Below are 23,757 nucleotides of genomic sequence, written 5' to 3' on the forward strand. Positions count from 1 at the left end.
AGGCCGTGAGCGAGACCGAAACGTCCGAGCAGGAGAACCCGCACGCCAAGGTGGTGCTGCAGGCCGCCCGCGCGATGACGAAGGCTTCGCTGCTCGTCACCCCGCCCGCGGTGATCGTCTGCATCGTGCTCTTCAGCATCCTCAACGGGATGCCCGGCTTCCTCGGCTCGCTCGTCGGCGGTGTGCTCGCCATGCTGGCGTCGCTGTCCACGCTGGGCCTGATGAAGTTCAGCGCCGGCCAGGACCCGATGTTCGTCATGGTCATCGCGCTCGGCGGGTACGTCGTGAAGGTCGTCCTGCTGTTCGGGGCGCTGACGCTGCTGAAGGGCGTCACCGCGCTGCACCCGATGTCGCTCGGCATCACCATGATCGTCGCCATCCTGCTGGCCGCCGCGGCCGAATTCGCCGCCTTCCGCAAGACCAAGATCCCGACGATCATCCCCTCCTGACACTCCCGAACTTCTGTTACGCAGAGTGAACCGGCCTGCGGCCACCCGAGTGTGACCGGTACCACAAAAGTGCGCCTTCGTGCGCGCCGGGAAAGTGCCCCGGGACCCGCCGCCTGCGACGTTGCGGACCCGGTCCCGGCCGGGTCCGGACTTGGGTCCCGGGCGGACCCGGGACTTAGGTCCTGCGCTGATCGGTTGGTATGGAGTACGCCTGTACGGCACTGATTGACCTGCTGGTATGGTCCGCGTCAAGGGTGGCGGCTCGGCCGCACGCTCCCTAAGACGAACCGCGATCAGCAGTGTGGCGACCGTGTAGTTCCGCCTCTTCCGCCGCTGGTCCGAAGTAGACCGCAGGGCAGTGTTCACGCGAGAAACCCCGTGTGCAGAACGTGAAGGTGTGTTCGGCGCACAGTGGGGTAGCCGCCTCCGACGTCCCGATACGTATCGGGTACGTTAAGTCCAGATCGTGACGATTCCCCCGGCGGAGTGAACGCCGGCCGGGAGAACCGGAAGGAGCCCAGTGGGCGCGCTGGTACTGACCGAGGGTGGCACTTTCACGCCCCCCGGTGTGGCGGACTTCAACTTGCCGCCGCTCTTCGGCTCGGGTTATTGGGGAAGCTTCACCAAGCCCATGCTGCTCGTGGTGGTCTCGCTGATCATCATCGTCGCCTACTTCGTGCTGGCGTCGCGGAAGCTGAAGGTCGTCCCCGGCAAGTCGCAGTTCATCGCCGAGTCGCTCTACAACTTCGGCCGCAACAACATCGCCCGGGAACAGATCGGCTCGAAGGACTTCAAGCCGTTCATCCCGCTGATCCTCGGCCTGTTCACCTTCGTACTGGTGAACAACCTGTTCGGGATCATCCCGTTCTTCCAGTTCCCGACCATGGCGCGGATCGGTTTCCCGCTCGCGCTTTCGGTGCTGGTCGTCTACCCGGTCTACCACTACGTCGGCTTCAAGCGTTACGGCTTCAAGGGCTACCTGAAGAAGGAGCTCGCGCCGGCTGGAGTCCCGGGCTTCGTGCTGCCGCTGTTCTCGACCATCGAGTTCGCGCAGAAGTTCTTCATCGCGCCGGCCACGCTCGCCATCCGAGTGTTCGCCGCGATGTTCGCCGGTCACCTCATCATCATGGTGTTCACCCTCGGCGGCAGCTTCCTGCTGACCGAGACCGACGGTTTCGGGCTCAAGCTCGTTTCGCCGGTGGCGTTCATCTTCGCGATCCTGATGACTTTCCTCGAGGCCTTCATCCAGGTGCTGCAGGCCTACATCTTCGCCCTGCTGTCGGCCGGGTACATCGGCGCCGCGCTGGCGTCGGAGCACTGAGAACACCAGCCCCCGATTCACGCGAGCGCGTGGACCGAAGTGAAGGGAAATGCACGTGAGCAACATCGTTCTGGCCCAGGCCGCGGAGCAGGCCGTCAACATCAACCCCGGCCTCGCCGCCATCGGTTACGGCCTCGGCGCGATCGGCCCGGGCATCGGTGTGGGTCTGATCTTTGCCGCCGTCATCAACGGCACGGCGCGTCAGCCGGAGGCGCAGGGCAAGCTGCAGGGCATCGGCTTCTCGACCTTCGTTCTGACCGAGGTGCTCGCCCTGATCGGTATCGTCATCTACTTCATCGCCTCCGCTGCCTGAGTTAGCCAGCTCATCGCTTAAGGAGACGTCGTGCTGAAGACTGAATTGGTGTTGGCCGCCGAAGAGGCGCCCAACCCGATCATCCCGCACATTCCCGAGGTCATCCTCGGGATCGTCGCCTTCGTGATCCTGCTGCTCGTTCTGAAGAAGTACGTCGTTCCTCGCTTCGAGGCCGCGTACGAAGAGCGCGCCCAGATGATCGAGGGCGGGATCGAGAAGGCCGAGAAGGCCCAGGCCGAAGCCGAAGACGCTCTGGCCAAGTACCGGGCCCAGCTGCAGGAAGCCCGCAGCGAGGCCGCGAAGATCCGCGACGACGCCCGGCTCGAAGCCGAGCAGATCAAGGCGGAGCTGCGGGCCGACGCCGAAGCCGAGTCCCAGCGCATCGTCGCCCAGGGCCAGGCTCAGCTGCAGGCCCAGAAGGCGCAGATCATCGCCGAGCTGCGGGCCGACATGGGCCGCAACGCCGTGGAGCTGGCCAGCCGCATCGTCGGTGAGTCGCTCGAAGACGAGGCGCGCCGTCGTGGCACCGTCGACCGGTTCCTCGCGGAGCTGGACACCGCCGGTGCCGCTGGTGGAGCGGGGAAGTAGACCGGAATGACGCTGCATGCTGCGAGCCGTGAAGCGCTCAGCCTCGTCGAGGAACGCCTCGGCGAGGTTCTGGCCGACGCGGGAGCCGACGCCGCCACGGTCGGCGACGAGCTGCTCTCGGTCGTCGACCTGCTGGACCGGGAGATCGGCCTGCGCCGGGCGGTGAGCGACGCCTCGGCGACGCCGGAGGCGCGCACCGCGCTGGTGCGCCGGCTGTTCGACGGCAAGCTGTCCGAACCGGCCCTGAAGGTGCTCGACGCCGTGGCGGGCAGCCGCTGGTCCAGCCCGCGTGAGCTGACCGACGGCCTCGAGTCGGTCGGTCGCTCGGCGCTGCTGACCGCGGCCGAGAAGACCGGGAACGTCGACACCGTCGAATCCCAGCTCTTCCAGGTCGCGCGAATCGTGGCCAACCACCCGGAGCTCGAGACCGCGCTGGCGGACCTGACCGGTTCGGCCGAGGCCAAGCGCACGCTCGTGCGCGGGCTGTTCGCCGACAAGGTGGACGTGGTCACCGAAACCCTCGTCGAGCAGGTCGTCCGCCGGGCCAAGGGCCGCGGCATCGGCGTCGGGCTCGACAAGCTGGTCGAGCTGGCCGCGCAACGCCGGCAGCGCTCGGTTGCCTACGTGACCAGCGCGAGCGCCCTGTCCGACGAGCAGACCGCCCAGCTGGGCGAGAAGCTCGACGCCCTCTACGGGCGGCCGATCGCGCTGCACGTCGAGGTCGACCCCCGCCTCGGCGGCGGGCTCGTCGTCCGGGTCGGCGACGAGGTCATCGACGGGAGCACGGCGGGTCAGCTCGCTGCCCTGCGCAGGCGGCTGGCCCGGGCATAGCCCCGGGTCACACAAGACTTTGCATACTGGCAAGAACGAAGCGAGAGCGGGAAAGACATGGCCGAGCTGACGATCTCCTCGGATGAGATCCGTAGCGCGATCGAGAACTACGTCTCGAGTTACGCCCCGGACGTGAGCCGGGAAGAAGTTGGCACCGTGATCGACGCGGGCGACGGTATCGCCCACGTCGAAGGCCTTCCTTCGGCCATGGCCAACGAGCTCCTCGAGTTCCCCGGCGGCGTCCTCGGCGTCGCACTGAACCTGGACGCGCGCTCCATCGGTGCCACGATCCTCGGCGACTTCGAAAGCATCGAAGAGGGCCAGCAGGTCAAGCGCACCGGTCAGGTCCTGTCGGTGCCGGTCGGCGACGGCTACCTCGGCCGCGTCGTCAACCCGCTGGGCGCCCCCATCGACGGCCTCGGCGAGATCGAGACCACCGACCGCCGCCCGCTGGAGGTCAAGGCCGCTTCGGTGGTCGAGCGCCAGCCGGTGTCGGAGCCGCTGCAGACCGGCATCACCGCCATCGACGCGATGACCCCGATCGGCCGCGGCCAGCGCCAGCTGATCATCGGTGACCGCAAGACGGGCAAGACGGCCGTCGCGGTGGACACGATCATCAACCAGAAGGCCAACTGGGAGACCGGCGACGAGAAGAAGCAGGTCCGCTGCATCTACGTCGCGATCGGCCAGAAGGGCTCCACGATCGCCGCGGTCAAGAAGTCCCTCGAGGACGCGGGCGCGATGGAGTACACCACCATCGTCGCCGCGCCGGCTTCGGACTCCGCCGGCTTCAAGTGGATCGCGCCGTACACCGGTTCGGCCATCGGCCAGCACTGGATGTTCGAGGGCAAGCACGTCCTCATCGTGTTCGACGACCTGACCAAGCAGGCCGACGCCTACCGCGCGATCTCGCTGCTGCTGCGCCGCCCGCCGGGCCGTGAAGCCTTCCCGGGCGACGTCTTCTACTTGCACTCCCGCCTGCTGGAGCGGTGCGCGAAGCTCTCGGACGAGCTGGGTGCCGGCTCGCTGACCGGGCTGCCGATCATCGAGACGAAGGCCAACGACGTGTCGGCCTACATCCCGACGAACGTCATCTCGATCACCGACGGCCAGTGCTTCTTCCAGTCGGACCTGTTCAACGCCGGCCAGCGCCCGGCCATCGACGTGGGCATCTCGGTGTCCCGCGTGGGTGGTGCCGCGCAGGTCAAGGCGATGAAGGACGTCGCGGGCTCGCTCCGGATCGACCTGTCGCAGTACCGCGAGCTGGAGGCGTTCGCCGCCTTCGCCTCGGACCTCGACGACGCGTCGAAGGCGCAGCTCGAGCGCGGTGCCCGGCTGTACGAGGTGCTCAAGCAGCCGCAGTACTCGCCAGTCCCGGTCGAGGAGCAGGTCCTCACGGTGTACCTGGGCACGAACGGCCACTACGACTCGGTCCCGACCGAGGACGTCCGCCGCTTCAACCACGAGTTCCTCGACTCGGCCCGGCGCAAGCACGCGGATCTGCTCGACAGCATCCGCGAGACCGGCAAGTTCCCCGAGGAGACCCGGGAGAACGTGGTCAACGCGGTCAACGAGTTCAAGAAGGAGTTCACCACGTCCGAGGGCAAGTCCCTCGTCGAGGCGGACGCCGACGCCATGGACGCCGACAAGGTCGGGCACGAGACCGTCAAGGTCAACAAGCCCGCCCCGAAGAAGTGAGCTGATAGCTCATGGCCGCACAACTCCGGGAACTCCGGTCGCGCATCAAGGCGACCAAGTCGATCGGCAAGATCACCAAGGCGATGGAGCTCATCGCCACCGCGCGCATCACCAAGGCGCGGGCGAAGGTCGCCGCTTCCCGGCCGTACGCGGACGAGATCACCAAGGTGCTCTCGGCGCTGGCCGGTGCGGCGGCCAACCTCGACCACCCCATGCTGGTCGAGCGCCCGAACCCGAAGCGTGCCGCGGTCCTGGTCGTGACCAGTGACAAGGGCCAGGCCGGTGGGTACAACTCGAACGTGCTGCGGGCGACCGAAGAGCTGCTTTCCCTGCTCCGCTCCGAGGGCAAGGAAGCCCAGATCTACGTCGCCGGCAACAAGGGCCTGAACTACTACCGGTTCCGCGACCGCCCGGTCCAGGACAGCTGGACGGGCTTCTCCGACCAGCCGACCTACGCCGCCGCGGTCACGGCCGGCGAGGCCCTCGTCCAGTCGTTCATGGCCGGCGTCGACGACGAGCACGGCAACGCCGACGGCGTCGAGGGTGTCGACGAGATCCACATCGTCTACACCGAGTTCGTGTCGATGCTGACCCAGCGGCCGGTCGCCAAGCGCGTCGCGCCGCTCGAGGTCGAGTACACCGACGGCGAGGAGGAGCAGAAGCCCGCGGGCGAGCTGCTCCCCAGCTACGAGTTCGAGCCGAGTGCCGACAAGCTGCTGGACGCGCTCCTGCCGAAGTACATCAACACGCGGCTCTACGCGGCCATGCTCGAGTCCGCGGCGTCCGAGCTGGCCGCCCGCCGGACGGCGATGAAGGCCGCGTCGGACAACGCGAACGAGCTGGTCGGCAACCTGACCCGGGAGATGAACCAGGCCCGCCAGGCGCAGATCACCCAGGAGATCTCCGAAATCGTCGGTGGCGCGAACGCGCTCACCGCAGCAGGAAGTGATGATTGATGACCAGTACTGAAGCCCCGCGCGCCAAGGGGCGCATCGTGTCGGTGACCGGTCCGGTCGTCGACGTCGAGTTCCCGCGCGGTTCCGTGCCCGACCAGTTCAACGCGCTCAAGGTCGAGATCGAGTTCGAGCAGCTGCGCAAGACCGTGACGCTCGAGGTCGCTTCCCACCTGGGTGACAACCTCGTCCGCACCATCTCGCTCCAGCCGCAGGACGGCCTGGTCCGGGGCGCCGCGGTCACCGACACCGGCGGCCCGATCACCGTGCCGGTGGGCGACAAGGTCAAGGGCCACGTCTACAACGCGCTCGGCGAGTGCCTCGACGAGCCCGGCTACGGCGACGACCTCGAGCGCTGGGGCATCCACCGCAACCCGCCGTCCTTCGACCAGCTCGAGGGCAAGACGGAGATGCTGGAGACCGGCCTGAAGGTCGTCGACCTGCTCACCCCGTACGTCCAGGGTGGCAAGATCGGCCTCTTCGGCGGGGCCGGCGTCGGCAAGACGGTGCTCATCAAGGAGATGATCACCCGGGTCGCCCGGAACTTCGGTGGTACGTCGGTGTTCGCCGGGGTCGGCGAGCGCACCCGTGAGGGCAACGACCTCTTCCTGGAGATGAGCGAAGACGGCGTCATCAACGACACCGCCCTCGTGTTCGGCCAGATGGACGAGCCGCCGGGCACCCGCATGCGCGTCGCCCTGTCCGCGCTGACCATGGCGGAGTACTTCCGCGATGTGCAGAACCAGGACGTGCTGCTGTTCATCGACAACATCTTCCGGTTCACCCAGGCCGGTTCCGAGGTGTCGACCCTGCTGGGCCGCATGCCTTCGGCCGTGGGTTACCAGCCGACGCTGGCCGACGAGATGGGCCAGCTGCAGGAGCGGATCACCTCGACCCGAGGCCGGTCGATCACCTCGATGCAGGCGATCTACGTCCCCGCGGACGACTACACCGACCCGGCCCCGGCCGCGACGTTCGCCCACCTGGACGCCACCACCGAGCTCTCGCGTGGGGTCTTCCAGAAGGGCATCTTCCCGGCGGTGGACCCGCTGGCGTCGACGTCGACGATCCTCGACCCGGCCATCGTCGGTGAGGACCACTACCGCGTGGCTTCCGAGGTCATCCGGATCCTGCAGAAGTACAAGGAACTGCAGGACATCATCGCGATCCTCGGCATGGACGAGCTCTCGGAAGAGGACAAGCTGACCGTTCAGCGCGCGCGCCGCATCGAGCGGTTCCTGTCGCAGAACATGCTGGTCGCCGAGGCGTTCACGCAGATCCCGGGCTCGACGGTGCCGCTTTCGGAGACCATCGAGTCGTTCGACCGCATCTCGAAGGGTGACTTCGACCACTACCCGGAGCAGGCGTTCCTGGGCATCGGTGGCCTCGAGGACCTCGAGAAGAAGTACAAGGAAATCACCAAGAAGTGATGTTCTGAGGGCGGCGGGGGCAGTGTCCTATGTGGACTCGGGCCCCCGCCGTTCTCATACCGGGATACAGACCTATTACACTCGGTGGCAACACCCGGAGTTAAGGAGTGCTACGTGGCCGAGATGTCCGTGGAGCTGGTGGCTGTCGAGCGCCGTCTCTGGTCGGGTACCGCCACTTTCGTGGTGGCGCAGACCACCGAGGGTGAGATCGGCATCATGGCCGGCCACGAACCCGTGCTCGGGCAGCTCGTCGAGGGTGGCGTGGTCAAGGTGACGACCACCGACGGTGAGACGGTCTGTGCGGCCGTCCACGGCGGTTTCCTCTCCGTGACCGGCACCGGGGTGAGCATCCTCGCCGAGAGCGCCGAGCTCTCCGACGAAATCGACGTCAACGCGGCGAAGGCGGCACTGGACGCCGACGACGAGACCGAGCGGACGAGGGCCACGGCCCAGCTCCGCGCGGCAGGCCAGTCGGCCTGAGCGGGAGACGGGCAGGAGCCGGGCCGTGACGATCACCGTGGTGGTAGCCGGGCTCCTGATCGTGCTCGCCGTGCTGGTCGCCTGGTACGGCCAGCGGTGGATCCGGATGCGCCGCGGCGGCGGCGTGAGCGTCGCGCTGCGGTGGCGTCCGGACAGCGCGCGGTCCAGCTGGCACCTCGGGCTGGGCCGCTACGAGGGCGACGAGTTCGTCTGGTACCGCGTGTGGAGCCTGCGGACCGGCCCGGACCGCGTCTTCCAGCGCGAAAGCATGCAGATCGCCGACCGGCGCGACCCGTCCGGGACCGAGGCCTACGCCGTTCCCGAGGGCTCGACCGTGCTGCGCTGCGAGTCGGAGACCCAGGAGGCGATCGAGATCGCCATGGGGCCGGGCGCGCTCACGGGGTTTCTCTCGTGGCTCGAATCCGCCCCGCCCGGGCGACGTCTTCCGCGCGCTTCCTGACCCTGTTTGTCTCAAACCGAGACAGCCATCGTCGCCGAGCTGGCTTATCGTGGGTTCATGATTTTCATCGTGGTCAAGTTCCCGGTGAAGCCGGAGTTCGCGGACTCCTGGCCGGACATCGTCGCCGACTACACGAAGAACACCCGAGGCGAGGCGGGCAACCGGTTCTTCGAGTGGTCCCGCAGTCTCGACGACAAGAACACGTACGTGCTGGTCGAAGGCTTCGAGGGCCAGGACGCCGCGGTCGCGCACGTCGGTTCCGACCACTTCAAGTGGGCGGTCGCGAACCTGGGCGCGTACATCTCCGACAACCCGCGGATCATCAACGTCCAGGACGCCTCCGACTGGGGCCCGATGGCCGAGATCTCGCCGCACTAAACTGGGGTTCGTGACTCTCGTCGAGATCCCCGGCTCCAAGTCCGTCACCGCTCGCGGCCTGTTCCTGGCCGCCGCCGCGCACGGCACCACGACCCTCGGCCGTCCGCTGCACTCGGACGACACCGAGGGTTTCGCCGAGGGGCTCGTCAAGCTCGGTTACCGCGTCGACCGGCAGCCGGGCGCGTGGGCGATCGAGGGTCGTCCCGCCGGCCCCGGTGTCGCCGAGGCGGACGTCTTCTGCCGCGACGGCGCCACGACGGCCCGTTTCCTGCCCGCGCTGGCCGCGACCGGCACCGGCACGTTCCACTTCGACGCGTCCGACCAGATGCGCCGGCGCCCGCTCGGCCCGCTGACCGACGCGCTGCGGGAGCTGGGCGTCGACCTGACCTTCGAGGGCGAGCCGGGGCACCACCCGCTGACGATCCGCGCGAACGGTGTCAAAGGCGGCTCGCTGACCCTGGACGCGGGGTTGTCGTCCCAGTTCCTGACGGCGTTGCTGCTGCTCGGGCCGCTGACCGCGGAGGGACTGCGGATCACGGTGACGGACCTGGTCTCGGTGCCGTACGTCGAGATCACGCTTTCGATGATGCGGCAGTTCGGGGTGGACGTCCGTCGTGAGGGGAAGACGTTCGTCGTCCCGCCGCAGCCGTACCAGGCCTGCGAGTACCCGGTGGAGCCGGACGCGTCGACGGCCAGCTACTTCCTGGCCGCGGCGGCGGTCACCGGCCGTACGGTGACGATCCCGGGTCTGGGGTCGTCGGCTTTGCAGGGTGACGTGCGTTTCGTCGACGTCCTGGAGCAGATGGGCGCGCACGTCGAGCTGGCCGAGGACTCGGTGACGGTCGCGGGCCCGTCGGACGGCCTGCGCGGGGTCACGGTGAACATGCGCGACATCTCGGACACGGTCCCGACGCTGGCGGCGATCGCGCCGTTCGCTTCGGGCCCGGTGCGCATCGAAGACGTCTACAACACGCGCATCAAGGAGTGCGACCGCCTGGACGCCTGCGAGGAGAACCTGCGCGCGATGGGCGTCGCCGTCGAGACCGGCCGGGATTGGATCGAGATCCAGCCGGGGGCGCCGACCGGGGCGCTGGTGAAGTGCCGCCGGGACCACCGGATCGCGATGGCGTTCAGCATCACGGGCTTGCGGACGTCCGGCATCACGCTGGACGACCCGGAGTGCGTGAAGAAGACGTTCCCGGGGTTCCACCAGGCGCTGGGGGCGCTGCGGGAGAGCTGGGGAATCTAGGGCTGCCCACCCGGCTGCCACAGCACGTCACCCTCGGGGTTCGCCAGCCGCGCGAGGATGAACAACAAATCCGACAGCCGGTTCAGGTACTTCAGCGCCACCGGGTTCGTCGTCTCAGGCTCCGCCTCGTACAACTCCCAAGCCGACCTCTCCGCCCGCCGCGACACCGTGCGCGCCTGGTGCAGGAACGCCGCTCCCGGGGTGCCGCCGGGCAGGATGAACGACGTCAGCTTCGGCAGCCGCTCGTTGAACTCGTCGCACCAGCCTTCGAGCCGTTCGACGTACTTCTCCGTGATCCGCAGCGGCGGGTACGGCGGGTCGTCGGAAATCGGCAGACACAGATCCGCGCCGACGTCGAAGAGATCGTTCTGCACCGCACGCAGGACGTCCGCGACCTCGGCCGGCAGCGCGCCCATCGCGATCGCCAGGCCCAGCACCGAGTTCGTCTCGTCCGTGTCCGCGTACGCCCCCAGGCGCGGGGACGTCTTCGGCACGCGGGACCCGTCGCCGAGCGCGGTCGTGCCGCTGTCGCCGACCTTCGTGTAGACGCGGTTGATGCGAACGACCATGAACCCACCATAGCGGCCCCCGCCCGGGCCGAATCCGGGCGAGCGGGCATGATTGGCGGCCATGAGCGAGCACTTCGACGTGCATGGCGGAGCCCGGCTGGTCGGCGAGGTCGACGTGGTCGGCGCGAAGAACAGCGTGCTGAAGCTGATGGCCGCGGCCCTGCTGGCCGAGGGCACCACGACCATCACGAACTGCCCGCAGATCCTGGACGTCCCGCTGATGGGCGACGTGCTGCGCAGCGTCGGGTGCGAGGTCGTCATCGAGGGCGACACGGCCACCATCACGACGCCGGCCGAGCTGTCGCACCGCGCGGACTCGGCCGCGATGGGCAAGCTGCGCGCGTCCGTCTGCGTGCTGGGCCCGCTGGTCGGGCGGCTGAAGCAGGCCGTCGTCGCGCTGCCGGGCGGCGACGCCATCGGCTCGCGCCCGCTGGACATGCACCAGAACGGCCTGCGCAAGCTGGGCGCGACGAGCACGATCGAGCACGGCTGCGTCGTCGCGAAGGCCGAGACGCTGGTCGGCGCGCAGATCTGGCTCGATTTCCCGAGCGTCGGCGCGACCGAGAACATCCTGATGGCGGCCGTGCTGGCCGAGGGCACCACGGTCATCGACAACTGCGCGCGCGAGCCCGAGATCGTCGACATCTGCACGATGCTCACCGAGATGGGCGCGAAGATCGAGGGCGCCGGGACGTCGACGCTGACCGTGCACGGCGTGGAGCAGCTGCACCCGACCGAGCACCGCGTGATCGGCGACCGGATCGTCGGCGCGACCTGGGCGTTCGCGGCGTCGATGACCCGCGGCGACATCACGGTCCGCGGCGTCAACCCGCACCACCTCGACCTGGTGCTGAACAAGCTGCAGCTGGCCGGCGCGGACGTCGAGACGTTCGGCGACAAGGGCTTCCGCGTGGTCCAGCCCGAGCGCCCGAAGGCGGTCGACTGGGTGACGCTGCCGTATCCCGGCTTCGCGACCGACCTGCAGCCGTTCGCGGTGGCGCTCTCGGCGGTGTCCGAGGGCACGTCGATGATCACCGAAAACGTCTACGAGGCACGCTTTCGCTTCATCGAAGAGATGGTCCGTCTCTCCGGCGACGCGCGCACGGACGGTCACCACGCGGTGGTCCGCGGCGTCAAGACGCTGTCGAGCGCGCCGGTCTGGGCGTCCGACATCCGCGCGGGCGCCGGGCTGGTGCTGGCGGGCCTGTGCGCGGACGGCGTCACCGAGGTCTGGGACGTCTTCCACATCGACCGCGGCTACCCGCACTTCGTGGAGAACCTGAACCGCCTGGGCGCCAACATCGAGCGCGTCAGCGGCGAACCGGCCCGCACCTAGCCGAATGCCATGAAGGGCACCCTCATGGACTTGAGCGCCATGAGGGTGCCTTTCATGGCGTTTCACATCTCCCGGGCGCCGAGTGCGCGCAGGGCGAACTCCACCAGGCGATCCACGTAGTCCGGTTCCGCTTCCGCGAGGCGGACCACCAGGCGCCAGTAGATCGGCGCCGCCAGGACGTCGAGCGCCAGTTCCATGTCCAGGTCCGCCGGTAGCTCGCCGCGGGTGATCGCGCGGCGCAGCATCGCCTCGCCGACCTCGCGGCGGGGGCCGCCGATGGCCTCGCGCAAGCCGCGGCCGTGGTCCGGGTTGCGGGCGTCCTCCGCGACCAGGTCCGGCAGGATCCGCGAGAACAGCGGGTGCGTGAGCCAGTCGATCAGGGCCTGCATCGTCTCGCGCAGGTCTCCGCGAAGAGTGCCCGTGTCGGCCTCCGCCGCGCGGGTCACGCTGAACTCCGTCACCACGGACGCGATCATGTGGTCCTTCGACACCCACCGCCGGTACAGCGCGCTCTTGCCGACGCCGGCGCGTTTCGCCACCGCTTCCATCGACAACCGCCCGTAGCCCTGTTCGGCGAGTTCCCACATGACGGCTTCGCTGATCGCCTGCGTGACCTCGGGCTGGAGGACCGCGGCGCCGGTCGGGGTGCGTGCCATGAGCGCAGTGTAGCGGGTGGACGGGACGGTACCGTCCCGTCTACAGTTACGTCGGGACGGTACCGTCTCGTCCAACCGTTCAAGGAGGCTGCGATGCGCGACTTCGTGGAGCACGCGCTCGATCTGCTGCTGAAGCACGACATGACCGGGTTCGCGGACCTCTGGGCCACGGACGGCGTCCTCGAGTTCCCGTTCGCCGCTCCCGGCTACCCGCCGCGCGTCGAAGGCCGCGACGCGATCCGCGAGTACCTGCGCGACTATCCGAACCTGCTCGACGTCCGGGAGATCACCGCCGAGACCGTGCACGAGACCGCGGATCCGGCCGTGGTCGTCGTGGAGATGACGGTCGCGGGTGTCGTCGTCGCGTCGCGGAAGCCGTACGAGCTTTCGTACATCGCCGTGATCACCGTCGAAGACGGCGAGATCCGCCACTACCGCGACTACTGGAGCCCGCTCGCCGCGGCGGAGCTCCTCGGCGGCGTCGACGAGCTGACGGCGGCCTTCGGTGGCTGACGTCCTGGTCCTCGGCGGCACCGGCACCACCGGGCGCCGGGTCGTCGCGGGCCTGCGCGCTCGCGGCGTCACGGCGCGGGCCGCCACCCGCAAGCCGGGCGAGCCCGGGCAGGTCCGGTTCGACTGGGCCGACCGCGCGACCCACGCCGCCGCGCTGCTCGACGTCGCAGCGGTGTACCTGCTGGCGCCGATCGGCGCGGCTTCACCGGCGGGCCTGGTCGAGCCCTTCCTGGACGACGCGCTGACCGCGGGCGTCCGCCGGGTCGTCCTGCTCAGCTCGTCGGCCGTTACGGCGGACACGCCCGGGCTCGGCGACCTGCAGCGGCTGGTGCGCGCGGCGCCGGAGTGGGCCGTGCTGCGGCCGTCCTGGTTCATGCAGAACTTCACCGGCGAGCACCTGGTCGCCCAAGGCGTGCGGGACGGCGAGATCGTCACGGCCACCGGGGACGCCCGGGTCGCGTTCGTCGACGCCGGCGACATCGCGGCGGTCGCCGTCCGCGCGCTGACCGATTCCGAACCGCACAACACCGAACACGTCTTGACCGGCCCGTCGGCGGTGAGCTACGCCGAGGCCGCGTCGATCATCGCCGCGCACACCGGCCGTCCCGTGCGGCACCGCGCGGTGAGCACCGCCGAATTCGCGGCTCGCGTGACCGCGTCCGGGATTCCCGCCGAGTTCTCCGCGGTGCTCGCGGCGCTCGACGAGGACATCCGGCGCGGCACCGAAGACCGCGTCACGCCGGCCGTCGAAGCGGTCACCGGCCGGCCCGCCCGCCCGTTCGAAACCTTTGTGGAGGAAGAGATCCGATGAAGCAGCTCATGTTCACCGAAGACCCGCAGTTCTGGTTCGAGACGCTGCGCCTGTTCGGTCACTCGTCCTACGGCGGCTCGGACTTCGGCGAGGTGGTCGCGGCCGCGTCGACCGTGACGGCCGGCGACTACGACAGCTGGCACGACGCCTACCGCGCCCTGGCCGACCGGCTGTACGCCGAGGCCGCCGGCGCCGGGCCCAGCACCGCGCGGGACCTGCTGCTGCGCGCGTCGACGTACTACTTCTCGGCGGAGTTCTTCCTGCACGGCGACCCGGCGGACCCGCGGATCGCGGCGGCGTACGACCGCAGCGTCGAGTGCTTCCGGCGCGCGGGCGTCGCGGAACCGGTCGGAATCCCTTACGACGGAACGGTTCTGCAGGGCTACTTCTACCGCGCGCCGGGCGACGGACCGAAGCCGCTGCTGATCATGCACAGCGGTTTCGACGGCAGCGCCGAGGAATGCCACTTCATGGGCGCGGCGGCCGGCGCCGAGCGCGGCTACCACGTCTTGACGTTCGACGGCCCGGGCCAGCCGAGCGCGATCCGGCGTGACAAGCTCGTGTTCCGGCCGGACTGGGAGCACGTCGTCACGCCGGTGGTGGACTTCGCGCTGGGACTCGACGGCGTGGATGCTTCGCGCGTGGCGCTGCTCGGCATCAGCCTCGGCGGCCTGCTCGCCCCGCGCGCGGCGGCGTTCGAGTCACGCCTGGCGGCGGTCGTCGCGGTCGACGGGGTGTACGACGCAGGGTCGGCGGTGACTTCGCTGCTGCCGTGGCCGCGTGACGAGATCGTCCGCCGGGCGCAGGCTCCGGAGGACGCGGAGTTCGACGCGATCCTCGCCGCCGGCCGCGAGGCGAGTTCGACCCTGCGCTGGGCCTGCGACCACGGCCGTTACGTGCTGGGCGCGGCGACGGACCGCGAGTTCATCGCGAAGTACCTCGAATACACGCTGGAGAACGGCGTCGCGGAGAAGATCGCGTGCCCGACGCTGGTGTGCGAAGCGGCGGACGACCTGTTCTTCGCCGGGGACACCGAAACCGAGCCGCGCCGGCTCTACGACCACCTGAACGCACCGAAGACGCTGATGACGTTCACGGCGGAAGAGGGCGCGGACGCGCACTGCCACGTCGGCGCCCAACGGCTCGCGGCCGGCCGGATCTACGACTGGCTGGACCGGACGCTCTAACCTTCGAGGGCCAGTGCCGCGCCGAAGCCCACCAAGGCCGTCCCGGTCGCGCCGTCCATCGCGCGGCGCACCCGGCGGCGCTCCAGCCACCCGCGGACCCGGTGCACGAAGAACAGCAACACCACCTGCCACACCACACCCAGCGCCGCGACCGTGTACGCGAGCAGCAGCGAATCGCCGAACGTCGAGGCGGGAGTGAGGAACTGCGGCAGCACCGACAGGTACAGCACGATCACCTTCGGGTTGGTGATGTTGGAGAGGAACCCCTCGCGGAACCGCCGGCTGCGCGAGGCCCGCGCCCGGCGGACGTCGTCCAGAGCCTCGTAGTCGCCGCGCCAAGCACCCCGCAAAGCCTGGATGCCCAGGAACACCAGGTAAGCCGCGCCCAGCCACTTCACCGTCTCGAACACCGGCTGGTAGCGCGTGATCACCGCACCCAGCCCGAGCGCGGCCGCCGTACCCTGCAGGAAGTTCGCGACGCTGATCCCGGCGCACGCCCAGCCGCCGCCCCGGGCGCCGCCGGTCAGCGCGTTCTTCAGCACGACCATCGTGTCCGGGCCCGGCATCATGGCCAGGAACGCCATCATCCCGGCGAAAGCCGCGTAGGTGCTCCACGTCATCAGGACTCCAAGGCCAGTGCGGCGCCGAAGCCGAGCAGCGCGGTGCCGGTGACGCCGTCCAGCGTACGGCGCACCCGGCGGCGGCCCAGCCACGCGCGGACGCGGTGCACGAACACCAGCAGCACCAGCAGCCACAGCCCGCCGAGCACCGCGACGGTGTAGGCCAGCACCAGCGAGTCCCCGATGCTCGACTCGGCCGTCAGGAACTGCGGCAGCACGGACAGGTACAGCACCAGCACCTTCGGGTTCGTGATGTTGGAGAGGAGCCCTTCGCGGAACCGCCGGAAGCCCCCGCCGCGTCGCCGCTGGACCTGCTCGACGACGTCGTAGTTCCCGCGGAACGCCCCGCGCAGCGCCTGGAAGCCGAGGAAGACGAGGTAGGCCGCGCCGACCCACTTGAGCGCGAGGAACACCGGCTGCGACCGGGCGATGAGGACGCCGAGCCCGAGCGCCGCGGCACTGCCCTGCACGGCGTTGCCGGCGAAGATGCCCAGCGAGGCGAGCAGCCCGCCGCGGAACCCGCCGGACAGCGCGTTCTTCAGCATCACCATCGTGTCCGGTCCCGGCGCGAGCACGATGAGGATCACGATGAGCAGGTAACTTCCGTAAGCACTCCACGTCACGGCTGCCCACGCTAATCGACGGGTATCGGTCAGGTCTCGCGGATTTCCGTCACACCGCTCGCGACGTCGCCCACGCTCCGCGATCGACCACGCACGGAGGGTGCACGAACACGTGCGGTGCGTTCGAGGCTCGGCGGGGGAGGCCTGCGCAGAGTAGTGTTCGGCCATGTCAGCAGGGGAAATCGATCTTCTACCCGGTGAGCGCGTGCTGTGGGCGGGGGAGCCGGTCCAGCGCCCGCTGTACGTCGCCGCGGACGGGGTGATCGCCCCTGCCGGCCTCGTCGTCGCCGTCGCCGCGCTCTGGTTCCTGCTCGCGAAGCAGCCCAGCGGGGGCGCCATGGCCGCCGTCGTCGTGGTGCTGGTGATCGGTTTGTACGGCGCCGTCGGCCGGTCGGCCGTCCGGTACTTCGCGCTCGGGCGCACTACGTACGCCGTGACCGACAGCCGGATCATCGCGCGGTCGGGGCTGTTCCGTCAGAAGGAACGTGCGAGCGAGCTGGCCGGCCTCTCGGCGCCGGTCCTCAAGCCGGGGCCGTCGCGCGCCGGCACCCTCACCTTCGCGGAGTCCGGCTCGGTGACGCTGATGGGTGTCGGCGAACCCAAGCGCGTCCGCGACCTGCTCACCAAGGCCATCGACGAGGCGAAGGCCCGGCAGGCGCCCGAAGCCGCCTGAACGTCCGGGCAACCGGAACGGCCGTCCCGGGCGTCACCACCGCAAACACTGCTGGGGAGGGCGTCGTGTACGAGCCGTTCATCGCTTTGCTGCCGGGGGAAAGACTGGTGTGGTCGGGGCAGCCGCAGCGGGTGGCCCCGACGGGAATCGAGTGGTTCCTCCCCGCCGCCGGCACGGTGGCGGCGGGATTTTTCGCCTTGGTGGAGCCCATTCCGGCCCGGGAACTTCCGTTCGTCAACGTGATCGTGGCGGTCCTGACTTTCGCGGGCGCCTGGGGGGTGGTGCTCACGCGGATGTGGGCGGCCCGGCGCTCGGTGTACGCGGTGACCGATCAGCGGGTCCTGGTGGCCGACCGCGTGTCGGGCCGCATCCTCACCGCGGCGGACCTGGGTGCGTACCCGCCGTCGATCACCTGGCTCGGCCGGGGCGGTCTCGCCACGCTCACGTTCACCGACCCCGACCTGGTCCTCGACATCCTCGGCTATTCCGTGCCGGTGCGGTTCCAGGGCCGGCGGAGCCCGCTCAAGTTCGTCGCCGTGGCGGAGCCCGAGCGGATCCGTGAGCTGATCGAGGCGGCGCAAACCGCGGACTGAGTCACCCGGACGTGTCCGATTCCACTGCCACCATAAGTTACCGATCGGTACACTCCACGAAACGTCCACCGCCGGAGGTGCCCAGTGCCGTACCCAACGGACCGCGAGCGAGACCGACCGTGGGTGATGCGGACCTACGCCGGGCACTCCTCGGCCGCCGCGTCGAACGAGCTCTACCGGCGCAACCTCGCGAAGGGCCAGACCGGCCTCTCGGTCGCCTTCGACCTGCCCACGCAGACCGGCTACGACCCGGACCACCAGCTGTCCCGCGGTGAGGTCGGCAAGGTCGGCGTGCCCGTGTCGCACATCGGCGACATGCGACGGCTCTTCGACGGCATCCCGCTCGCCGAAGCCAACACGTCGATGACGATCAACGCGCCCGCCATGTGGCTGCTGGCGCTGTACGTCTCCGTGGCGCGCGAGCAGGCCGAGGCCGAGGGCCGTGACGTCGACGAGGTGCTCGCGAAGCTCACCGGCACCACGCAGAACGACATCATCAAGGAGTACCTGTCCCGCGGGACCTACATCTTCCCGCCGGGGCCGAGCCTGCGGCTGATCACCGACATGATCGCGTGGACCGTGCACCACGTGCCGAAGTGGAACCCGATCAACATCTGCAGCTACCACCTGCAGGAAGCCGGCGCGACGCCGACGCAGGAGGTCGCCTACGCGCTGTGCACCGCGATCGCCGTGCTCGACGCCGTCCGTGACTCCGGGCAGGTCGACTCGGCCGACATGGCCAAGGTCGTCGCGCGGATCTCGTTCTTCGTCAACGCCGGCGTCCGGTTCGTCGAGGAGATGGCCAAGATGCGCGCGTTCACCGCGCTCTGGGACGAAATCACGAGAGACCGTTATGGCGTAACGGATCCGAAGGCGCGCCGCTTGCGCTACGGCGTCCAGGTCAACTCGCTGGGCCTCACCGAAGCCCAGCCGGAGAACAACGTCCAGCGGATCGTGCTCGAGATGCTCGCGGTGTCGCTTTCGCGCGGCGCCCGCGCCCGCGCGATCCAGCTGCCCGCCTGGAACGAGGCGCTCGGCCTGCCCCGGCCGTGGGACCAGCAATGGGCGCTGCGGATGCAGCAGGTGCTCGCGTTCGAGACCGACCTGCTGGAGTACGAGGACATCTTCGACGGCTCGCACGTCATCCAGGCCAAGGTCGACGAGATCATGGCCGGTGCGCGCGAGGAGATCGCCCGCGTGCAGGACCTCGGCGGCGCGGTGGCCGCCGTCGAGAGCGGCTACATGAAGTCGCAGCTCGTGGGGTCGCTCGCCGAGTACCGCCGGGGGATGGAAAACGGCGAGCGCGTGCTGGTCGGCGTCAACAAGTTCGAGACGACCGAGCCGTCGCCGCTGCAGGCCGAGGGCGCGAAGGCGATCGAGACGATCGATCCCGCCGTCGAGAAGGCCGCCGTCACCGCGATCGAGGAGTGGCGCACCCAGCGCGACGACGCCGCCGTCGAGCGGTCCCTGGCCGTTCTGAAGGAACGCGCGCAGACCACGGAAAACCTCTTCGAGGCCACTGTGGACTGTGCGCGGGCCGGCGTGACCACCGGCGAGTGGTCCGGCGCGCTGCGCGAGGTGTTCGGCGAATACCGGGCGCCCACCGGGGTTTCCGCGGCCGCGGTGGGCGGCGGGGGCGACCCGGGGATCGAACGCGTCCGCTCGCGGGTCCGGGAAACCGAAGCCGAACTCGGCGAGCGGCTGCGGATCCTGGTCGGCAAGCCGGGCCTCGACGGGCACTCCAACGGCGCCGAGCAGGTCGCCGTCCGGGCGCGCGACGTCGGCTTCGAGGTCGTCTACCAGGGCATCCGGCTGACGCCCGAGCAGATCGTCGCGGCCGCCGTGCAGGAGGGCGTGCACGTCGTCGGGCTGTCGGTGCTCTCCGGTTCGCACTTGGAGGTCGTCCCGCACGTCGTCGACGGCCTGCGCGCCGCGGGCGCCGGCGACGTCCCGGTGATCGTCGGCGGCATCATCCCGCCGGACGACGCCGCGCTGCTGACCGAGCGCGGCATCGCCCGCGTGTTCACGCCGAAGGACTACGAGCTGACCGGCATCATGGACGGCATCGTCTCGCTCATCCGGGAGCGCCACGACCTCAGCTGAGGTCCGCGAGGATCTCCTTCGTGGACTTCACGGTGGCGAACTGGTTCTGCAGGTTCGCCGCCGTGACGCGGTACAGCTCGTCGGCCGTGACGACGTCGCCGTCGACGCCCGGCAGGTCGAACGTGAATGTCGCGTCGAGCGCGAAAGTCACGTCGTAGCCGAGGTTCCCGCCCATCCGCGCGGTGGTTTCGCAGCAGAAGTTCGTCTGGATGCCGGCCAGGACGAAGCTCGTGATGCCGCGCTTGCGCAGCCACGCGTCGAGGTCGACGTCGCCGATGAACGCCGAGTTGACCTGCTTGCCGAACACCAGGTCCGGGCGCGCGCCGTCGAGTTCGGGCTTGAAGTCGTTGCCCGGCTGCCTGGGCCGCAGCGGCGAGTCCGGCTTGACGGAGTCGTGGTGCACCAGCACGACCGGCCGCCGCCGCTCCTGCCACGCGTCGAGCAGTGCCTTCATGTTCGCCTCCGCGCCGGGGTTGTTGCGCGGGCCCCAGCCGGGCTCGTCGAACCCGCGCTGGACGTCGATCAGGATGAGTGCCGTTTCGGTCATGACGTCGAGTTTCGCGGCCTTCTTCCGCTCAGGGGAGTGGCAGAGGATGCGCGATGCGGTACTTTTCTGCCATGCGCACGATCGGCGTTCTGCTGCTGCCGGGTACCCGGATGTTCGACCTCGCGGTGATCGGCGAGGTCTGGGGCCAGGACCGGACCGACAGCGGGATCGGCCCGTTCACCCTGCGGTTGTGCAGCCAGGGCCGGGTCCGCACCGCCGTCTCGCCGTTCGGTGACGTCGCGGCGACGCACGGGCTCGCCGGCCTCGACGGCTGCGACCTCGTCCTGGCGCCGGGCCGCGACGACCCGCTCGCGCCGATCGCGCCGGCCGCCGTCGCGGCGCTGCGGCGGGCGCACCGGGCCGGAACGACCGTGGCCGCGTTGTGCTCGGGTGCGTTCACGCTGGCCGCCGCCGGCCTGCTCGACGGCCGTCCGGCGACCACGCACTGGCGTGACTTCGACGCCCTGACCGTCGCCGCGCCGCGCGCCGACCTCCAGCGCGACGTGCTCTACACCGACGACGGCGGCATCCTGACGTCGGCGGGCGTCGTCGGCGGCCTCGACCTCTGCCTGCACCTGGTTCGGCGCGACCACGGCGCGGAGGTCGCCGCCACCCTCGCGCGCCGCCTGGTGATGCCCCCGGCGCGCGAGGGCGGGCAGCGGCAGTACGTCGACAACCCGTTGCCGCCGGCGGCTTCCCAGCCCGGCATGGCGTCCACAATGGACTGGGCGGTGGCGAGGCTCGGGTCGGGCATCGGCGTCGAGGACCTCGTCGGGCACGCGCGGTTGAGCGAGCGGACGTTCCACCGCGAGTTCGCGGCCGCCGCGGGGGTGACGCCGGGACGCTGGCTGCGGGTGCAGCGCGTCCGGCTCGCGCAGCGGCTGCTGGAGACGACCGAGCTGCCGGTCGAGCGCGTCGCGCAGCGCTCCGGCCTGGGTACGGCGGCGAATCTACGACGCCGGATGCGCGCCGAAGTCGGCGTCGGCCCGGACAGCTATCGGCGCACATTCCGAAGGGTTACCGTCGAGGCATGACCGAGTACGAGCACATCCTGGTCAAGCGCGACGGCGACACCGTCACGATCACCATGAACCGCGCGGCGCGGCGCAACTCGCTGTCCGCGGACCACCTCGCCGAGCTGCTCGCCGCGTTCCACGAGGCCGGGACGTCGGACGCGACCGGCATCGTGCTGGCCGGCGCCGGCCCGGTGTTCTCCGCCGGCCACGACTTCGGCGACGTCGCGGCGCGCGACCTCATGGGCGTGCGCGAGCTGCTGACGCTGTGCACGGACTTGATGCGCACGATGCAGTCGATCCCGCAGGTCGTCATCGCGCGGGTGCACGGCCTGGCCACGGCCGCGGGCTGCCAGCTCGTGGCGTCGTGCGATCTCGCAATCGCCGGCGAATCGGCGGGCTTCGCGCTCCCGGGTGGCAAGGGCGGCTGGTTCTGCCACACCCCGGCGGTCCCGGTGGCGCGCTCGATCGGCCGCAAGCGCCTGATGGAGCTGGCGCTGACCGGCGACGTCATCGACGCGCCGACGGCGTTGGAGTGGGGCCTGGTCAACCGCGTCGTCCCCGACGACCGGCTGGACGACGCCGTCGCGGAGCTGCTCGCACGCGCGACCCGCGGCAGCCGGGCCAGCAAGACGATGGGCAAGGTCACGCTGTACGCCCAGCTCGACCGACCCGAAGCCGACGCCTACGCGATCGCGCTGGAGGTCATGGCCTCGGCGTCGCAGCTGCCCGGCGCCCGCGAAGGCATGGCGGCGTTCCTCGAGAAGCGCAAGCCCTCCTGGCCCGACTGAGCTGTCCTGGTTCCGGCCGGTTTTCGTCGTGGCCGCTGGCCGTACCATACGGTATGGTATGGTCGAGCCATGGCGAGCAAGCGGGACTGGCTGGACGCGGGGTTGGTGCTGCTGGCGGAGCAGGGCGCGCCGTCGGTGACCATCGAGCGGCTGACCGAGCGGCTCGGCCTGTCGAAGGGCTCCTTCTACCACCACTTCAAGGGCACGACCGGCTTCCGGACCGCTCTGCTGGAGCACTTCGAGACCGAACGCACGACCCGGTTCGTGGAGCAGGCCGAGGCGGCTTCGAGTGACCGGCTGAGCGCGTTGCTGAAGCTCGTCCTCGAGCCCGGACCCGGCCTCGGGCTCGAGATCGCCATCCGGGCCTGGGCCCTGCAGGACGCCGAAGCGCGGGCGGTCCAGGAGCGCGTCGACCGGACCCGCGTGGCCTATCTGACCGAGATCAGCGGCGACGCCGGCCTCGCGCAGGCGCTGTACCTGATCGTCGTCGGTGCCGGGCAGGTCGTGCCGCCGCTGTCCGGCCGGCAGCTCAAGAGTGCGTTGGAACTCGTTCTGGGGAGAAGGAAATGACCGAGCCGTTCGTCGATGGCGCCGATTACGTCGAGTTCAAAGAGATCGAGAGCGAGAACAGCCTGCGCGAGTTCATCGCGGGCGTGTTCGGCTGGTCGCCCGCCTGGGTGAAAGTCCTGTTCGGTGTCCGGTACCTGCTCGCGAAGGCGCTGCGGCTGGACACCGCGTCGGTGCCGCGGTCCGGCCGGCTCCGGCCCGAGGACGTCGGGTTCGCGCCCGGCGACCGGGTCGCGTTCTTCACCGTCCGGGCCGGCGACCCGGAGCGCTACCTGGTCGCGGGGGCGGACGACAGCCATCTGAGCGGATACCTGACCGTCGAAGCGGTGCCCCGCGGCTTCCGGCTCGGCACGATCGTGCACTTCCACAACCGCGTCGGCCCGGCCTACTTCGCGCTCATCAAGCCGGTCCACCACCTGGTGATCCGCGGCATGCTCAGGGCCGGTGCCGCTCGAACAGCATGAGCTGCGCCCACGCGGCGATCGACTGCGCGTCGGTGATCTCGCCGGCCAGGATCATCTTCTCGAGGTCCGCGCGCGCGAACCACGCGCTGCGCATGTCCTGCTCCTCGAGTTCGCGCTCGGGCTCGCCTTCGCTGATGTCCGTGGCGAGGAACACCCAGCCGCGCTGGCTGCTCATGCCGGCGGCGACGTCGAGCTTGCCGAGCGGCACCATCGAGCCGGCGCGCAGGCCCGTCTCTTCGCGCAGTTCGCGCGCGGCGAGCTCGGCGGGCGGCACGTCGGCCAAGCCGGGCGCGGTGCCCTGCGGGAACTCCCAGCGACGTTCGCCCAGCGGGTAGCGGAACTGCTCGACCAGCCGGAACCGGTCGCCGTCCTGGGCGATGACGAGGGCGTAGTCCGGCTTGTCGATCACGCCGTAGATGCCGGCCGAGCCGTCCGGGCGGCGGACGTCGTCCTCCCGCACGGTCATCCAGTTGTTCCGGTACACCTCGCGGGACGCGACACGCTGAATGGGGTCCACGCACCCAGTATCACCGACCCTGTC

General features: G+C 69.8%; 29 protein-coding genes. 23 read left to right on the forward strand and 6 right to left on the reverse strand.

Going from position 1 to position 23,757, the window contains the following annotated elements; genetic code table 11:
• Positions 1–5 precede the first annotated feature (5 nt).
• From AB0N03_RS00955 to aroA, 12 genes are all read left to right on the forward strand, one after another.
• The gene (locus AB0N03_RS00955; RefSeq protein WP_364363304.1) at positions 6–449 is read left to right on the forward strand and encodes a hypothetical protein; all 444 of its coding nucleotides are present in this window, start codon (positions 6–8) and stop codon (positions 447–449) included.
• 520 nt (positions 450–969) lie between these two features.
• The gene (gene atpB, locus AB0N03_RS00960; protein WP_364363307.1) at positions 970–1,770 is read left to right on the forward strand and encodes a F0F1 ATP synthase subunit A; all 801 of its coding nucleotides are present in this window, start codon (positions 970–972) and stop codon (positions 1,768–1,770) included.
• 55 nt (positions 1,771–1,825) lie between these two features.
• The gene (locus AB0N03_RS00965) at positions 1,826–2,083 is read left to right on the forward strand and encodes an ATP F0F1 synthase subunit C (RefSeq protein ID WP_026468506.1); all 258 of its coding nucleotides are present in this window, start codon (positions 1,826–1,828) and stop codon (positions 2,081–2,083) included.
• A gap of 30 nt (positions 2,084–2,113) precedes the next feature.
• Entirely contained in the window at positions 2,114–2,671 is a 558-nt protein-coding gene (locus AB0N03_RS00970) for a F0F1 ATP synthase subunit B (protein WP_364363309.1), read from the forward strand.
• 6 nt (positions 2,672–2,677) lie between these two features.
• Positions 2,678–3,502 (forward strand): F0F1 ATP synthase subunit delta, encoded by an 825-nt coding sequence (locus AB0N03_RS00975; RefSeq protein WP_364363312.1) that lies wholly within the window; start codon positions 2,678–2,680, stop codon positions 3,500–3,502.
• Positions 3,503–3,559: 57 nt separating this feature from the next.
• Positions 3,560–5,200, forward strand: coding sequence for a F0F1 ATP synthase subunit alpha (gene atpA, locus AB0N03_RS00980; protein WP_364363315.1), 1,641 nt, complete (start codon positions 3,560–3,562; stop codon positions 5,198–5,200).
• An 11-nt stretch (positions 5,201–5,211) separates the two neighbouring features.
• Complete coding sequence (locus AB0N03_RS00985; RefSeq protein ID WP_364363318.1) at positions 5,212–6,156, forward strand: F0F1 ATP synthase subunit gamma; 945 nt, start codon at positions 5,212–5,214, stop codon at positions 6,154–6,156.
• The gene (gene atpD / locus AB0N03_RS00990; RefSeq protein ID WP_364363321.1) at positions 6,156–7,583 is read left to right on the forward strand and encodes a F0F1 ATP synthase subunit beta; all 1,428 of its coding nucleotides are present in this window, start codon (positions 6,156–6,158) and stop codon (positions 7,581–7,583) included. The genes AB0N03_RS00985 and atpD overlap by 1 nt, the downstream gene beginning before the upstream one ends.
• A gap of 114 nt (positions 7,584–7,697) precedes the next feature.
• Positions 7,698–8,063, forward strand: a complete 366-nt coding sequence (locus tag AB0N03_RS00995; RefSeq protein ID WP_364363324.1) for a F0F1 ATP synthase subunit epsilon — start codon at positions 7,698–7,700, stop codon at positions 8,061–8,063.
• Between the two features lie 25 nt (positions 8,064–8,088).
• On the forward strand, positions 8,089–8,523 hold the full coding sequence (locus tag AB0N03_RS01000; protein WP_364363326.1) for a DUF2550 domain-containing protein: 435 nt from the start codon (positions 8,089–8,091) through the stop codon (positions 8,521–8,523).
• 57 nt (positions 8,524–8,580) lie between these two features.
• Entirely contained in the window at positions 8,581–8,901 is a 321-nt protein-coding gene (locus tag AB0N03_RS01005) for a putative quinol monooxygenase (protein ID WP_364363328.1), read from the forward strand.
• A 10-nt stretch (positions 8,902–8,911) separates the two neighbouring features.
• Positions 8,912–10,150 carry a 3-phosphoshikimate 1-carboxyvinyltransferase gene (gene aroA / locus AB0N03_RS01010; RefSeq protein ID WP_364363331.1) on the forward strand — a complete coding sequence of 413 codons (1,239 nt, stop codon included), beginning with the start codon at positions 8,912–8,914 and terminating at the stop codon, positions 10,148–10,150.
• Here aroA and AB0N03_RS01015 read toward each other — a convergent pair.
• The gene (locus AB0N03_RS01015) at positions 10,147–10,719 is read right to left on the reverse strand and encodes a cob(I)yrinic acid a,c-diamide adenosyltransferase (protein ID WP_364363334.1); all 573 of its coding nucleotides are present in this window, start codon (positions 10,717–10,719) and stop codon (positions 10,147–10,149) included. The genes aroA and AB0N03_RS01015 overlap by 4 nt on opposite strands.
• Before the next feature lie 61 nt (positions 10,720–10,780).
• Between AB0N03_RS01015 and murA the strand changes: the two genes are divergently transcribed.
• Positions 10,781–12,055 carry a UDP-N-acetylglucosamine 1-carboxyvinyltransferase gene (gene murA / locus AB0N03_RS01020; protein WP_364363337.1) on the forward strand — a complete coding sequence of 425 codons (1,275 nt, stop codon included), beginning with the start codon at positions 10,781–10,783 and terminating at the stop codon, positions 12,053–12,055.
• Positions 12,056–12,117: 62 nt separating this feature from the next.
• Here murA and AB0N03_RS01025 read toward each other — a convergent pair whose 3' ends face one another.
• A complete protein-coding gene (locus AB0N03_RS01025) occupies positions 12,118–12,711 on the reverse strand; it encodes a TetR/AcrR family transcriptional regulator (RefSeq protein ID WP_364363340.1) in 594 nt (197 codons plus the stop codon).
• Positions 12,712–12,804: 93 nt separating this feature from the next.
• On the opposite strand from AB0N03_RS01025, the gene AB0N03_RS01030 reads away from it, so the two are divergent.
• From AB0N03_RS01030 to AB0N03_RS01040, 3 genes are read left to right on the forward strand one after another with little or no spacing between them, the layout of a single operon-like run.
• Positions 12,805–13,224 carry a nuclear transport factor 2 family protein gene (locus AB0N03_RS01030; protein ID WP_364363343.1) on the forward strand — a complete coding sequence of 140 codons (420 nt, stop codon included), beginning with the start codon at positions 12,805–12,807 and terminating at the stop codon, positions 13,222–13,224.
• Positions 13,217–14,035: an ergot alkaloid biosynthesis protein gene (locus tag AB0N03_RS01035; protein ID WP_364363349.1), complete on the forward strand. Its 819-nt coding sequence runs from the start codon at positions 13,217–13,219 to the stop codon at positions 14,033–14,035. The genes AB0N03_RS01030 and AB0N03_RS01035 overlap by 8 nt, the downstream gene beginning before the upstream one ends.
• Positions 14,032–15,222 (forward strand): alpha/beta fold hydrolase, encoded by a 1,191-nt coding sequence (locus AB0N03_RS01040; protein WP_364363351.1) that lies wholly within the window; start codon positions 14,032–14,034, stop codon positions 15,220–15,222. Before AB0N03_RS01035 ends, AB0N03_RS01040 begins: the two co-directional genes overlap by 4 nt.
• On the opposite strand, the gene AB0N03_RS01045 is transcribed toward AB0N03_RS01040, so the two are convergent.
• Both AB0N03_RS01045 and AB0N03_RS01050 read right to left on the reverse strand, forming a co-directional pair.
• Positions 15,219–15,842: a LysE family translocator gene (locus AB0N03_RS01045; RefSeq protein ID WP_364363354.1), complete on the reverse strand. Its 624-nt coding sequence runs from the start codon at positions 15,840–15,842 to the stop codon at positions 15,219–15,221. The two genes, AB0N03_RS01040 and AB0N03_RS01045, sit on opposite strands and share 4 nt — an antisense overlap.
• Positions 15,842–16,465, reverse strand: coding sequence for a LysE family translocator (locus AB0N03_RS01050; protein WP_364363357.1), 624 nt, complete (start codon positions 16,463–16,465; stop codon positions 15,842–15,844). Before AB0N03_RS01050 ends, AB0N03_RS01045 begins: the two co-directional genes overlap by 1 nt.
• A 166-nt stretch (positions 16,466–16,631) precedes the next feature.
• Between AB0N03_RS01050 and AB0N03_RS01055 the strand changes: the two genes are divergently transcribed.
• The 3 genes from AB0N03_RS01055 (at position 16,632) to AB0N03_RS01065 (ending at position 19,834) form a co-directional block, all read left to right on the forward strand.
• Positions 16,632–17,138: a PH domain-containing protein gene (locus tag AB0N03_RS01055; RefSeq protein WP_364363360.1), complete on the forward strand. Its 507-nt coding sequence runs from the start codon at positions 16,632–16,634 to the stop codon at positions 17,136–17,138.
• A 65-nt stretch (positions 17,139–17,203) separates the two neighbouring features.
• Entirely contained in the window at positions 17,204–17,731 is a 528-nt protein-coding gene (locus AB0N03_RS01060; RefSeq protein WP_364363363.1) for a hypothetical protein, read from the forward strand.
• An 84-nt stretch (positions 17,732–17,815) separates the two neighbouring features.
• On the forward strand, positions 17,816–19,834 hold the full coding sequence (locus tag AB0N03_RS01065; RefSeq protein ID WP_364363366.1) for a protein meaA: 2,019 nt from the start codon (positions 17,816–17,818) through the stop codon (positions 19,832–19,834).
• Here the strand turns inward: AB0N03_RS01065 and AB0N03_RS01070 are convergent.
• Entirely contained in the window at positions 19,827–20,381 is a 555-nt protein-coding gene (locus tag AB0N03_RS01070) for a cysteine hydrolase family protein (RefSeq protein WP_364363368.1), read from the reverse strand. The genes AB0N03_RS01065 and AB0N03_RS01070 overlap by 8 nt on opposite strands.
• A 71-nt stretch (positions 20,382–20,452) precedes the next feature.
• On the opposite strand from AB0N03_RS01070, the gene AB0N03_RS01075 reads away from it, so the two are divergent.
• The 4 genes from AB0N03_RS01075 (at position 20,453) to AB0N03_RS01090 (ending at position 23,216) form a co-directional block, all read left to right on the forward strand.
• Positions 20,453–21,415, forward strand: coding sequence for a helix-turn-helix domain-containing protein (locus tag AB0N03_RS01075; protein WP_364364235.1), 963 nt, complete (start codon positions 20,453–20,455; stop codon positions 21,413–21,415).
• Complete coding sequence (locus AB0N03_RS01080; RefSeq protein ID WP_364363371.1) at positions 21,412–22,185, forward strand: enoyl-CoA hydratase-related protein; 774 nt, start codon at positions 21,412–21,414, stop codon at positions 22,183–22,185. Before AB0N03_RS01075 ends, AB0N03_RS01080 begins: the two co-directional genes overlap by 4 nt.
• A 69-nt stretch (positions 22,186–22,254) precedes the next feature.
• Complete coding sequence (locus AB0N03_RS01085; protein ID WP_364363374.1) at positions 22,255–22,755, forward strand: TetR/AcrR family transcriptional regulator; 501 nt, start codon at positions 22,255–22,257, stop codon at positions 22,753–22,755.
• A complete protein-coding gene (locus AB0N03_RS01090) occupies positions 22,752–23,216 on the forward strand; it encodes a DUF2867 domain-containing protein (RefSeq protein WP_364363377.1) in 465 nt (154 codons plus the stop codon). The genes AB0N03_RS01085 and AB0N03_RS01090 overlap by 4 nt, the downstream gene beginning before the upstream one ends.
• Here the strand turns inward: AB0N03_RS01090 and AB0N03_RS01095 are convergent.
• Positions 23,188–23,733: an NUDIX hydrolase gene (locus AB0N03_RS01095; RefSeq protein WP_364363380.1), complete on the reverse strand. Its 546-nt coding sequence runs from the start codon at positions 23,731–23,733 to the stop codon at positions 23,188–23,190. The genes AB0N03_RS01090 and AB0N03_RS01095 overlap by 29 nt on opposite strands.
• Positions 23,734–23,757 lie beyond the last annotated feature (24 nt).

The sequence above is a fragment of the Amycolatopsis sp. NPDC051061 genome (assembly GCF_040682935.1).
In the GTDB taxonomy this organism is placed as follows: Bacteria; Actinomycetota; Actinomycetes; order Mycobacteriales; family Pseudonocardiaceae; genus Amycolatopsis.